Origin of the sequence: Flavobacterium aquidurense (assembly GCF_002217195.1) — a bacterium.
GTDB lineage: Bacteria > Bacteroidota > Bacteroidia > Flavobacteriales > Flavobacteriaceae > Flavobacterium > Flavobacterium frigidimaris.
The window spans coordinates 107621-120341 of record NZ_MUGR01000034.1 but is presented as its reverse complement, the minus strand read 5'-3'; the positions used below and the strand labels follow the sequence as shown (position 1 = coordinate 120341).

Annotated in this window: 13 protein-coding genes; 3 read left to right on the top strand and 10 right to left on the bottom strand. The window is 34.5% G+C overall.

The genetic code is table 11. The features are described 5' to 3' along the window. Positions 1–56 precede the first annotated feature (56 nt). Entirely contained in the window at positions 57–1103 is a 1047-nt protein-coding gene (locus tag B0A67_RS17065) for an NAD(P)-dependent alcohol dehydrogenase (RefSeq protein WP_072954815.1), read from the top strand. A 277-nt stretch (positions 1104–1380) separates the two neighbouring features. On the opposite strand, the gene B0A67_RS17060 is transcribed toward B0A67_RS17065, so the two are convergent. The 4 genes from B0A67_RS17060 to tamL form a co-directional block, all read right to left on the bottom strand. After that, entirely contained in the window at positions 1381–1782 is a 402-nt protein-coding gene (locus B0A67_RS17060) for a helix-turn-helix domain-containing protein (protein ID WP_072954811.1), read from the bottom strand. A gap of 344 nt (positions 1783–2126) precedes the next feature. Further along, complete coding sequence (gene accD, locus B0A67_RS17055; protein WP_072954808.1) at positions 2127–2981, bottom strand: acetyl-CoA carboxylase, carboxyltransferase subunit beta; 855 nt, start codon at positions 2979–2981, stop codon at positions 2127–2129. A gap of 76 nt (positions 2982–3057) precedes the next feature. Further along, entirely contained in the window at positions 3058–4125 is a 1068-nt protein-coding gene (fbaA, locus tag B0A67_RS17050) for a class II fructose-bisphosphate aldolase (protein WP_072954804.1), read from the bottom strand. A gap of 58 nt (positions 4126–4183) precedes the next feature. Continuing rightward, a complete protein-coding gene (gene tamL, locus B0A67_RS17045) occupies positions 4184–6757 on the bottom strand; it encodes a translocation and assembly module lipoprotein TamL (RefSeq protein ID WP_072954801.1) in 2574 nt (857 codons plus the stop codon). A 37-nt stretch (positions 6758–6794) separates the two neighbouring features. On the opposite strand from tamL, the gene B0A67_RS17040 reads away from it, so the two are divergent. Next, positions 6795–7523, top strand: coding sequence for a TrmH family RNA methyltransferase (locus B0A67_RS17040; RefSeq protein ID WP_072954799.1), 729 nt, complete (start codon positions 6795–6797; stop codon positions 7521–7523). Between the two features lie 9 nt (positions 7524–7532). Here the strand turns inward: B0A67_RS17040 and porT are convergent, their stop codons facing one another. The 4 genes from porT to B0A67_RS17020 all read right to left on the bottom strand — a co-directional run bounded on the left by porT (position 7533) and on the right by B0A67_RS17020 (position 10396). Beyond that, positions 7533–8243: a type IX secretion/gliding motility protein PorT/SprT gene (gene porT, locus B0A67_RS17035; protein WP_072954795.1), complete on the bottom strand. Its 711-nt coding sequence runs from the start codon at positions 8241–8243 to the stop codon at positions 7533–7535. Position 8244: 1 nt separating this feature from the next. Then, on the bottom strand, positions 8245–8976 hold the full coding sequence (gene ubiE, locus B0A67_RS17030; RefSeq protein WP_072954792.1) for a bifunctional demethylmenaquinone methyltransferase/2-methoxy-6-polyprenyl-1,4-benzoquinol methylase UbiE: 732 nt from the start codon (positions 8974–8976) through the stop codon (positions 8245–8247). Between the two features lie 579 nt (positions 8977–9555). Next, the gene (locus B0A67_RS17025; RefSeq protein WP_072954789.1) at positions 9556–10038 is read right to left on the bottom strand and encodes a dihydrofolate reductase; all 483 of its coding nucleotides are present in this window, start codon (positions 10036–10038) and stop codon (positions 9556–9558) included. A gap of 13 nt (positions 10039–10051) precedes the next feature. Further along, complete coding sequence (locus tag B0A67_RS17020) at positions 10052–10396, bottom strand: 2TM domain-containing protein (RefSeq protein WP_072954786.1); 345 nt, start codon at positions 10394–10396, stop codon at positions 10052–10054. A gap of 237 nt (positions 10397–10633) precedes the next feature. Between B0A67_RS17020 and B0A67_RS17015 the strand changes: the two genes are divergently transcribed. After that, positions 10634–10930 carry an isoamylase early set domain-containing protein gene (locus B0A67_RS17015; RefSeq protein WP_072954782.1) on the top strand — a complete coding sequence of 99 codons (297 nt, stop codon included), beginning with the start codon at positions 10634–10636 and terminating at the stop codon, positions 10928–10930. A 60-nt stretch (positions 10931–10990) separates the two neighbouring features. On the opposite strand, the gene B0A67_RS17010 is transcribed toward B0A67_RS17015, so the two are convergent. Together B0A67_RS17010 and B0A67_RS17005 are read right to left on the bottom strand one after the other, a co-directional pair. Next, positions 10991–11842, bottom strand: a complete 852-nt coding sequence (locus B0A67_RS17010) for a thymidylate synthase (RefSeq protein WP_072954780.1) — start codon at positions 11840–11842, stop codon at positions 10991–10993. A gap of 117 nt (positions 11843–11959) precedes the next feature. Next, positions 11960–12583 carry a bifunctional nuclease family protein gene (locus tag B0A67_RS17005; RefSeq protein ID WP_072954777.1) on the bottom strand — a complete coding sequence of 208 codons (624 nt, stop codon included), beginning with the start codon at positions 12581–12583 and terminating at the stop codon, positions 11960–11962. Positions 12584–12721: the final 138 nt, after the last annotated feature.

The following is a 12721-nucleotide window of genomic DNA, read 5'->3' as shown; positions in this document are numbered from 1 at the left end:
TACTTTCTTGTTGAATTTTATTGTAATTTTAATAGCTTAAATTAAAAAACAATAATATGATACCAGTAAAAGCTTACGCAGCCTATGATGCTGAAAATCCGTTAAAACCTTATACGTTTGAAAGAAAAGAAGTTGGCGCTCATCAGGTTCAGATAGAAATTTTATATAGTGGTGTTTGCCATTCAGATATCCATACTGCAAAAGGAGATTGGGGACCTGTAGCTTATCCTTTGGTTCCGGGACATGAAATTGTAGGCCGAATCGTTGCTGTTGGCAGCGAAGTTTCCAAGTTTAAAGTTGGGGAATTAGCCGGAGTAGGATGTTTTGTAGATTCCTGCAGAGTTTGTCCGAGTTGTCAGTCAGGCGAAGAGCAATTTTGTGACGAAGGAATGACCGGAACGTACAACAGTGTCGAAAGAGGAACGAATATCCCGACTCGCGGAGGATATTCAACCAGTATCATTGTCGATGAAAGTTACACACTTCATGTTTCTGAAAAATTAGATATAAAAGGAGTTGCGCCATTATTATGTGCCGGAATTACAACTTATTCGCCATTGCGTTACCTAAAAGTAGGTAAGGGGCATAAAGTTGGAGTTTTGGGTCTTGGTGGTTTAGGGCATATGGCAGTAAAATTTGCTGTTTCGTTTGGTGCCGAAGTTACCATGTTAAGTCATTCTCCGTCTAAAGAAGCAGATGCTAAAAAATTAGGAGCTCATAAATTTGCCCTTACTTCAGATCCTGCAACAATGGAATCTTTAGCTAATAGTTTCGATTTTATATTAAATACGGTTTCGGCAAAACACGATCACAACGCTTACTTAAATTTATTGACAACAAACGGAACCATGATTGTGGTTGGTGCTCCGCCGGCTCCGGCAGAAATTCCTGTTTTTACTTTGATCATGAAACGAAGAAGCATAATAGGAAGTTTGATTGGCGGAATCAAAGAAACTCAGGAAATGCTTGACTATTGTGCAGAACACAACATTACATCAGATGTCGAGATTATCGATATGTCGTATATTAATGAAGCGTACGATCGTATGAACAGAAGTGATGTAAAGTATCGTTTTGTAATTGATATGGCTTCGCTTAAATAGGTTCAAAGGTTCAGAGTTGCAAAGGTTCAAAGGATTTGTATTGTGCTTAAAACTTTGTGTTTTAGGAGTTCTTTGTCCACAGATTAAACTGCTTTAAACTGATTTTCGTAGAGAGTTTGGTCTTTGCGGGGAACGAAGCAATCTCATTTAAATAGCATGAAGGTCTAAAATTTGGCGTCTTTATGAGGTGAAACTTTTAGAGTTATAGATATAAAAAAATCCTGAGAAATATTTTCTCAGGATTTTTTTATTGCAATCAATATGTTCTCGAAAAAACTTATTTTTCTTTTAATAATTTTTCTAAATACTCCACTTTTTCTTTTTCTGCCTGAAGCATACGCTCATAAAGTTCAATTACTTTATCTAGTGGATTGAAATTGCAATGACTCGGATTGAATATTCCGTTTGTGCCATTACTAATACTATTATCGTAAAAATTGTTGAAATAACTAATCATGTTTTCTTCAGTAAAGTTTTTTATAGCCTCAACACTTACACCAAGTGCTTTTGCAACTTGTGCAAGTTTTTCATCTTCTATAGTTTCGCTATTTTCCATGGCAGAAATAGCTTGATGGTTTGTTCCTAAAGCTTGTGCTAATGCTTCTTGCTTCATGTCTTTCAGTTCGCGAATACGGCTAATTTTTCGCCCTATATGGTTTGGTTTTGTTGCTGCGCTCATAATTCAAAGATATTTATATTACTTTAAAAAAAATAGGTTCTGGTAAAAAACAAACCCATTTATGTGTGATACATTTTTTACTATTTTGCTTGGGTACAAAACTATTATTTAGTGATAAATAAGAAACAAAAATACAATTTTTCAGACAAGTATTAATTAGTTGAGATTAAAATCACACATCTAGAAAATTCCGTAGGAATGTAATATTGGTAGCAACGGAATTTATTCCGTTGAGATTGAAACCGCAAGTCTTCAGAAGTTCCGTAGGAACGACATATTTATAGAATAAAAAAATCCCATTTGCCGTAGCGAATGGGATTTTATATGTTTTAGAAGTTCGAAAACTATCTAATTGTATTGTTCTGAATCAAATCGATATATAAGTTGATCTTATCTTTCAATTCTTTTCTTGGCGTGATAAAGTCTAAGAAACCGTGCTCTAAAAGAAATTCAGCAGTCTGGAAACCTTCCGGTAAATCTTTTCCTGTAGTGTCGCGAACAACGCGAGGACCGGCAAAACCAATTAAAGCTCCAGGCTCAGAGATGTTGATGTCTCCTAACATTGCATATGATGCAGTTGTTCCTCCAGTGGTTGGATCTGTACATAACGAGATGTACGGTAATCCTGCTTCTGCAAGCTGGGCTAGTTTTACAGATGTTTTGGCTAATTGCATTAATGAATAAGCTGCTTCCATCATGCGGGCACCACCTGACTTAGAAATCATTAAAAATGGCAGTTTGTTTTTGATCGCGTGATCAATACCTCTTGCAATTTTTTCTCCAACAACCGCTCCCATAGATCCACCAATAAAGGCAAAATCCATACAGCAGATAACAAGTTCTTTTCCTTTAGATTTTCCCACTCCGGTACGCACAGCGTCCTTAAGGTGAGTTTTCTCCATTACATCTTTAAGACGATCGGCATATTTTTTTGTATCAACAAAATGCAATGGATCTTTTGATGTCATGTTTTTATCTAATTCAACAAATTCGTTATTGTCAAATAAGATTTCAAAATAGGTTGCGCTTCCAATTCGAACGTGAAAATCATCTTCAGGGCTCACAAATAAGTTTCTGGCTAATTCGTCAGCATCAATAATTTTTCCCGTAGGAGATTTGTACCACAATCCTTTCGGAACGTCCATCTTATCTTCAGTCGCGGTAGTAATTCCTTTTTCTTGTCTTTTAAACCAAGCCATATTTAATGTTTTTTTTGTTCCAGGTTTAAAGTTTAAAGTTGTTGAAACTTGAAACCTGAAACTTTAAACTTTTAGATTATAGTGTATTCACGTTGTTCAAGTCAGCAAAAGCTTGCTCAAGTCTTGTGTTGAATGTTACTTCGCTTTCACGTACCCATCTTCTTGGGTCATAATATTTTTTGTTAGGAACATCAGCACCTTCAGGGTTACCAATTTGAGTTTTTAAATAGTCAATGTTTTTAACCATATAATCACGAATTCCTTCAGTATATGCAAATTGTAAATCGGTATCAATATTCATTTTGATCACTCCGTATCCAATAGCTTCTCTGATTTCTTCAAGTGTAGAACCTGAACCTCCGTGAAAAACGAAATCTACCGGGTTAGCACCAGTGTTGAATTTGTTTTGAACGAAATCCTGAGAATTTTTTAAGATTTTTGGAGTCAATTTTACGTTTCCTGGTTTGTAAACACCGTGAACGTTTCCAAAAGCAGCTGCAATTGTAAATTTTGGGCTTATTTTAGATAATTCTTCATAAGCATAAGCTACTTCTTCTGGCTGAGTGTATAATTTAGAGCTATCAACGTCAGAGTTGTCAACACCATCTTCTTCACCACCTGTAATACCAAGTTCGATTTCTAATGTCATTCCCATTTTACTCATTCTGGCCAAATACTCTTTACAGATTTCAATGTTCTCTTCGATTGGCTCCTCAGACAAATCGATCATATGAGAGCTGAATAATGGTTTTCCTGTTTCTGCAAAATGTTTTTCAGAAGCATCTAATAGACCATCGATCCAAGGTAATAATTTTTTTGCACAGTGGTCAGTATGTAAGATTACAGTTGCGCCGTAAGCTTCTGCCAAAGTATGAATGTGTTTTGCTCCGGCGATTCCACCAGCGATTGCTGATTTTTCACCTGCATTAGATAATCCTTTTCCAGCGTTAAATTGTGCTCCTCCGTTTGAAAATTGAATGATAACCGGTGCATTAAGTTTTGCTGCAGTCTCAAGAACTCCATTGATTGTGCTTGATCCCGTAACGTTTACTGCAGGTAAAGCAAATCCTTTTTCCTTTGCATAATTAAAAATCTCCTGTACTTGATCTCCTGTAGCTACTCCGGGTTTAATATTGTGTGCCATTGTAATTTTTTTTAGTTGTTTTTAGTTTTTAGGTTGCAAAAATAAGAATTAATTAGCATTAGAACGGATAATTTATTCCAAAATTTAAAACCGAGTGCCCAAAATTGTATTCTTTGAACCAGCGATCTCCTTTCTCATGTGCTGGGTTATAGGTCTTAAAGCCTAAATCTAAACGAATAACAAAAAAGCTTAAATCGTAACGTAAACCGAATCCTGAACCTAAAGCAATTTCAGCTAAATCGTTTAAGTTGTTGAATCTTGCCTTCTCATCTATCACATTATCGAGCACATTCCAGATATTTCCGGCATCTGCAAAGACAGCTCCTTTGACGTCGCCGAAAAGTTTAAACCGGAATTCTGCGCTCATTGCAATTTTCATGTTGGCCTCATTAAAATCGTTCGCCGCATTTGTACTTCCCGGACCCAAAGAATAGGGCTGCCATGCACGGTTATCGTTTGATCCTCCGGCATAATAACTTCGTGAAAACGGAATGTAATTTGAGTTTCCAAACGGAATTGCTATACCAAAAAAGCTTCTTACAGCCAATACCTTTTCTTTTCCAAAATCCCAGTGTTTGATATAATCAAATTCGGTTTTTACATATTCAGAATATTCTAAATTGAATATTTCGTAGTTGCCATTTCCGTTTTTAGGTAAACTTGCAATCCCCGATATAGCTGTCAATAAGGTTCCTGCAGATTCTATTTTGGTTTTGAACTGATAGAAAGTATTATCGGCAAGATCTTTCTTGGTGGTTTTACTAAAAGTATAACTTGTAGCTAATATAAAATCATTTTCAGTCAAACGTCTTCTTCTTTCTTCGATACTTTGCACATCTTTATACTGTGGGTCTCCCGGAAGTAAAGCAGTTTGATTTGTTAATACATTATTAGTGAATCCTGTAGTTCCTGTAGGGATAGCTAGATCTTCTCTCGCTTGTTCTTCAGGTGTTTTTCCCCAATTGAGAGGGTCAAGATTATATTCTTTACCAATGCCATTTAACTCATTGTAAGAAGAAGTATAAACTTTGAAATAGTTGTCCGGATTTAAATTGCGTACAAATTGTACGTTAAGCAATTCAAGTTTTGCAGTGTTATTTCGTTTAGGAGACCAGTTATAAGCAAGTCCGCCGGTGAAGTTTTCCTTGTCTAAACCAATATTCCTTTGTTTAGAAAAACCTGCTGTAATGCTGGTAGAAGGGATCATTCTTTTCGGAATAATTTTTTCAGTTCCAAATGGCATCAGGATTCTCGGGAAATTTAGTTTTAAATCGACACCATATTCTGAAACGTTAAAGAAATTATCATTGGGATTGGCCATATCTTTAGAAGAACCCAGATTCAGACGGGTAGAAATTTCAAGCGTTTCTGCTCTGTTAAATACGTTTCTGATGGTTTCAGAAATACTTGCTCCAATACCAAAATCCTGAATGTTAGAATGGGTTACGTCGAAAGTAGTACCAAAACTATATTTTTTTCTTGGTGTCAGATAAATATTGGCAATTAAGGATTGCGCAGTTGAGTCGCGTTTGTCGACCTGATATTGAATCGAAGGATAATTGAAAATCTTCAGATTATTCAAATACCTTGAAGAAAGAGTTGTTCTCGTGTCAGAGAAAGTACTTCCTTTGTTGATAAAGATAGCATCAGTAATAGCACGGGGTTTGTATTTTAGTTTTTTGTAACTGTACAGATTGAAGTTGTTATAAGTGATACTATCTGTTATTTTACTTTTTGCATTTGCGGCAGAATAATCAGTATAGATGTTAACATCGCTTATTTTGTATAATTTAAAAGGCTCTGTTCTGCTGGAGTCTCTTTCCTGGATGTTGTTATTGTTGATAATTAAAGTAACATCAGCTTTGTGTTTTTTCCCAATTGTATCAATGTCAAAAGTAACATAAGTAGGCTGGAAAAAATAGGCACCGTGGTTTCTGAAATAAGTAGTAAGTCTGTTTTTTTCTTCTTCAAAATCGGCCGTTTTATATTGATTTCCGGATTTTAAAAGCGAAGGGTCATTGTTGGTTCTGTATAATGAATCTAAGGCCGGAGTCATGATGTTAGTTTTGATAGTGTCTAACTTATATGCTGGTCCGGTAGTAATAAGGTAATTTATTTTTGCCTTTTTTCTGGCAACACTATCAATGCTATAATCTGTTGCAACATTAAAATAGCCACTGTTGAAATAATAGAATTTTAAACGCAAAAGAGATTTTTTTGTTTTTGCGGTATCAATAACAACAGGTGGTTCTCCTGTATTTTTCAGGAATTCATTAAGACCTTTGTTCAAAAAAGATTGTCCAAGCCGGTCAACTTGTTTTGCTGATAATAATTTTGCCTGACGTTCATATAAACCCGGGTGTTTTTTGAATTTTGCCTGATAAGTAGAATCCGGATTCAGGTTGGCTAAATTGTATAAATTTAAGCGTAAACGATATCCCAGCAAGGTACCATTTGGTTTTTGATACATTTGGTTAGAGGCTATTTCGTCATTCGTTGCCTTTCCGTTTACGAGAATAGTATTTTTTACAAGAAGGTTTTTTCCATCAGGAACTCTTTTTACAGCATTACAACCGCAAATAAATGTTGCTATTAGAATAAATGCTGTTATTTTTGTGGAATTATTTTTCAAGTGTTTTTAAATATTTAATTCAAAAGTACATTATTTTATGGTTAGTAAAAACCAAATAAAGCTTATCTCAGGCTTACATCAAAAAAAGCAACGTTTTGCAAATCAATTATTTTTCGCCGAAGGAGTAAAAGTAATTCAAGAATTGTTGCTTTCCAATTTTGAATTAGAACATTTATATACGACTTTAAATGATTTTGAGGAAGTTTCTTCTTCAAAACGTACGCTTATTAATGAGCAGGAACTTAAAAAGATTAGTGCTTTATCAACTCCAAATTCATGTCTGGCGGTTTTTAAAATGCCAGCCGAAAATAAAATTATTACTTCAGGTCTGATCCTGGCTTTAGACGATATTCGTGACCCCGGAAATTTAGGGACGATTTTACGTCTTTGTGACTGGTTTGGTATCAAACAAATTATTTGCTCAAAAGAAACCGTTGATATTTATAATCCAAAAGTAGTACAGGCAACGATGGGGTCTATTGCGAGAGTAAATGTGAATTATATTGATTTGAAAACTTTTATTACAGCAACCGATCTCCCTGTTTTTGGAACTTTTATGGATGGCGAAAATATTTATCAATCAAATTTACCTCAAAACGGAATCATTATCATGGGCAATGAAGCCAATGGAATTTCGCCAGAGATTGAAAAAAAAGTTTCCAGCCGACTCACAATTCCCAGATTTGGAGAACTACAAAAAACCGAAAGTTTAAATGTAGCTACTGCAACAGCAATTATTCTTAGTGAATTTAAACGAAATAGTTAAGTTTTTGTTTTAATGAAAAGTAAAATTAATTAAAATAGCTCTTGATTTCATTGAATCGATATTGTCTGTCCACGGGCTAGGTCCGTTTGCAGGATTGTCGCGAATCAATTCATTAGTGATACCAAACATACCTCTGATCGAAGGAGAGAAAATAAAATATTCCGAGAAAATATCTATTCCAAAACCAACCTCGTAGGCAGCAGTCCATTGTTTAACCCTGAATTTCCCTTCGAAGTTATCGTCTTTCGATTTTGCGTTGCTGGATAGGTTTAATGTAGTCGACATTCCACCAACTAAATAAGGGCGGACGTTTCCGGTGCGTAATGCAGAGAATTTTAATAATAAAGGGAAGTGAATATAAGTGCTGTTTACTTCTCTTAAATAGTCTTTTTCTAAAGGTTGATTCGGATAATACAAGTCACGTTTTGTGTAGTACAAACCTGGTTCGAAACGTAAGTTGATATATTCCTGCAATCTTAAATCAGCAACAACACCAACATTAAAACCGGTAGTTTTTTTTACCTGAATATCAGGGCCCGGAGTTTTGTAGTCAAATTTAAAATCAAAACTGTTGAAGCCCAGATAATATCCAAAATAAAGGCGTTGTTTTTGCCAGTTTTCGAGATTGATAATAGGATCTTTACTAAACATGCTTTTGGCAAATTGAGAATATCCGTTTGTCGTTAAGACTAATAAAAGTAAGACTACAATTTTTTTCATACTATTTTTTAGAGGCAGAATAAATGGTGGCAACGCCAAAAGTTTGAGGCATAGCTACAACATCTATAAACCCGATTTTTCTCAAAATATTGTTTAAGGCTTCTCCGTACGGAAAAGCAGCTGCAGATTCAGACAAATAACCATAAGCAGAATTGTCTTTAGAAAACAGCTTTCCGATGATTGGAAGTATGTTTTTGCTATAAAATTTATAGCCTTGTTTGTAAGGCGTTTTGTCAGGAACCGAAGTTTCTAAAATTACAAACACACCATTTGGTTTTAAAACCCTTAAAATTTCAGCAAAACCTTTCTCCAGATTCTCAAAGTTTCGAACACCAAAACCTACAGTTATAGCATCAAAATAATTATCTTCAAACGGTATTTTTTCAGAGTCTCCTAAAACTAAATCAATAATGTTGGATAGTTTTTTTTCTTCAACCTTCTTTTTTCCAACTTCAAGCATTCCGGCAGAGATATCAAGGCCAATTATTTTTTCGGCATTCGTTTGTGCCATTAAAATAGCCAAGTCACCAGTTCCAGTTGCAATATCAAGAATAATTTTTGGTTGTTTGTCCGAAACTATTTTTAAAACCTTTTTGCGCCACTTAATATCGATTCCAAATGAGATGACACGATTCAAATTATCGTAGTTCCCCGAGATGTTATCAAACATTTGGGCAACTTGCTCTTTTTTACCTAAAGAAGAGTCTTTATATGGGGTTATTTTTTCAGACATTTTTTTTATTTACGCAAATATAATACAATCTGACTTAACTGTAATTGAGTTTTTTTATTTGTAAAATAAATGTTTTGGAAGACGGCTTTTTAATTGGTGTTTGCCCTGTAATTTTTGGCTATCACTAAAAGTGGGTATTTTGAAAAAATCACTAAAAGTGGGTATTGTGGAGTAGGTATTTTATGGCCAACTTTGCTACAGTTAAAAGATAAGATTTTAATGATTGATAGTAAAATAATGACTGAAATCAAATGAATGCTTTTTTTGCACTGGTGTTCGTTTGTTCTTGTAAGCAGTTTTGAAAGTATTGTTCTTGGGGACCAATACTCTTTTAAAGTGCGAAGTACGTTCTTAGGATTAAATTTGTTTTTGGAAATTTTAATTTTCTTGCCTTTAATATCTTAGTGGTATTTGTTATTAAAGGCTCTTTGAGATTCGTTCTCATTTAACATTATGTTATTCAGTTATTCAAATGTTTCTTAACATTTGAGATTTTTTTTACCAAAACTATTACCTGAATTAGTCAGATTTAAAAATCAATCGTTTTTTAAAAAACATCCTTCACAAGAGGATGTTTTTTTATTTCCTGATGTATGTTTCGTAAGTGTAGTTGTAAAGATGTTTCTCATCTTTCAGGTTTTCTTCAGATTCTACAAGTTGCCATTCGCTTTTGTTGATTTTCGGAAAAAAAGTATCCGCTTCAAAAGTGTGATGCACTTTTGTAATTTCTATGATATCTGTATAAGGTAAAGCCAGATTGTAAATTTCACCTCCTCCAATAACATAAGAATCTTCATTTTCGGGACATGCAGCAATGGCTTTTTCGATACTGTCCACTACAATACAACCTTCCGGATGATAGTCTTTTTGACGCGTTATTACAACATGAACTCTATTGGGAAGCGGTTTCGGAAAGCTCTCGAAGGTTTTTCGCCCCATAATAATGTGATGATTCGTAGTAAGCGATTTGAATCTTTTAAAATCATTTGGTAAATGCCAAACCAATTCATTGTCTTTACCAAGTGCATTGTTTTCGGCTACTGCCGCTATCATTATAATCATAGCAATTTAATAACTAAATTTTATTTTCAGTATCGTCATTTATTCTGGACTCTAATTGACTAATTCTTTTTTGCTGCAAACCAACAAGTCTGTCAATTTGTTCTCTTTCCCATTTTTTATTCATAAAACGATCTGTTATATACACTTTTATAAAGTGTAGAATAAAGATAAAGAACCATATGGTGATTCCCCAAATGCACCAGTTTTGTTCTGTGTTAGCACCAAGACCAAAAAACCTGTTGGCAATAAATAAAAATAAACTTCCTAGTAGAAAAAGTACAAAATGAAAATATAGAATTTTTTTTTGTCTAAGTCTTCTTCTGGCGTATTCATATTGTTCGTGCACTTCTTTTTCCATAAGATATAAATGAGGTTATAAAGTTAAAATTTATTTTGTAACCACCCTATTTAGATTCTGGAATATTTCTGCCAAAATAAGCTTAGAGTTTGAATTTCAAAATTTAATTAGGATTTAATTATTGATGTAATCAAAAAAATATTCTGTTTTTGATATTATCGTAAATCGACCGTGAAGGTATCGAAAGTTCGTGTGAATTTGTGTAATTTAGTCTATGAATCTAAAAATTAAATAGTTATGTCTTTGAAGAAACAATTTATCAAAACGAAACCGGTAGTTAAAGTTACATTTTCTATAGATGCTAAAGACGCAAATTCGGCAGCGGTTGTTGGTGATTTTAACAACTGGAATATCGAAGAAGGAACTTTAAGTAAGTTGAAAAATGGCACTTTTAAAGCTACTTACGACTTGGTTAAGGATGCGATTTACGAATTTAAGTATGTAATCGACGGAAGTTATGTTAATGATCCTGAGGCAGATTCATACAAATGGAATGATTTTGCAGGAAGTGAAAATAGTGTTTTGGTAGTATGAAAAAAGATATAAAAAAATCCGCTTAAAAAGAATTAAGCGGATTTTTTTATAATTAATATGTTATACAGCAACACTGCCTTTTATGCCGGCATGCGGTTCGTAATCTACAAGTGTAAAGTCGTTATAGTCAAAATCAAAAATGTTTTTAATCTCAGGATTTAAGATCATTTTTGGTAATGGTTTTGGTTCGCGTGTCAATTGCAATTCTAATTGTTCGAAATGATTGTTGTAAATGTGAGCGTCTCCAAAAGTGTGAATAAAGTCACCGGCGTCAAGGTCGCAAACCTGAGCAATCATCATGGTCAATAATGCGTAAGATGCGATATTAAAAGGAACTCCAAGAAATATATCGGCGCTTCGCTGATACAGCTGGCAGGATAATTTTCCTTTAGTTTCTCCTTTTTCAGGATCAGCACTCGAAACGTAAAACTGAAAAAAAGCGTGACATGGAGGCAAAGCAGCTTTGTTGTTGGCGACATTTTCTTCAAAAGATTTCGAAGTGTCGGGCAAAACAGACGGATTCCATGCTGAAACTAGCATTCTTCGGCTGTTTGGGTTTGTTTTAAGTTCTGTAATCAATTCAGAGATCTGATCGATTTCTTCACTATTCCAATTGCGCCATTGGTGTCCGTATATCGGTCCGAGATTGCCATCAGAATCTGCCCAGGCATCCCAGATTTTTACTCCGTTTTCCTGAAGGTATTTGATATTCGTATCGCCTTTTAAAAACCAAAGCAATTCATAAATAATAGATTTTAAATGTAGCTTTTTGGTGGTAACCATTGGGAAACCTTCACTTAAATCAAAACGCATCTGGTAGCCAAAAACACTTTTGGTTCCCGTTCCTGTTCTGTCTCCTTTTTGACAGCCGTTTTCTAAAACGTGCTGTACTAAATCTAAGTATTGTTTCATGATTGCTTTAAGCTTTAGGCTATAAGCTTTAGGCTTTTTCCTAATTGCTTATAGCTTGTTTTTTATGTTTTGCGCTTTAAGCTTACAGCCTAAAGCTTACGGCTTACTGCCTTAAAATTATCTTTTCGAGATTTCGTCTCTGATTTTAGCTGCTTTTTCATAATCTTCCTGAGAAACTGCCTGATCTAAAAGCTCGTTTAGTTCTTGCAGGCTATGTTTGGCATAAAGATCACCGGACTGATTGCTTTCTTCTTCCTGACCAAAAGTTTCCGGATTAGAAAGTACATCATCAATTTCCTGAGAACCCTGATCTGTTTCTGCAGTATTTGATTTTAAATAGATTCCGGCTTTGTCTAAAATGTTTTTATAAGTAAAAATAGGAGCATTAAAACGCAAAGCTAAAGCAATTGCGTCAGAAGTTCTGGCGTCAATAATCTCTTCGATTTTGTCTCTTTCGCAAATTAAACTCGAATAAAAAACACCATCAACAAGTTTGTGAATAATCACTTGTTTTACGACAATATCAAACCTTTCTGCAAAGTTTTTAAATAAATCATGCGTTAATGGGCGCGGAGGTTTAATTTCTTTTTCTAATGCAATAGCGATTGATTGGGCTTCGAAAGCGCCAATAACTATTGGTAATTTTCTTTCGCCATCAACTTCATTCAAAATTAAGGCGTAAGCGCCATTTTGAGTTTGACTGTATGAAATTCCTTTTATGGATAATTTTACTAGACTCATATATGTGGGTAAAAAAGGGCAATTAATGCCTCATTTTAATACTTTTTTTGATTGGAAAATAAAGGTGCAATTTTAATCAAAAAATATGGAACAAAAAAGCCACCTAAAACAAAGATACGATTATCTTGTTTTTAGGCA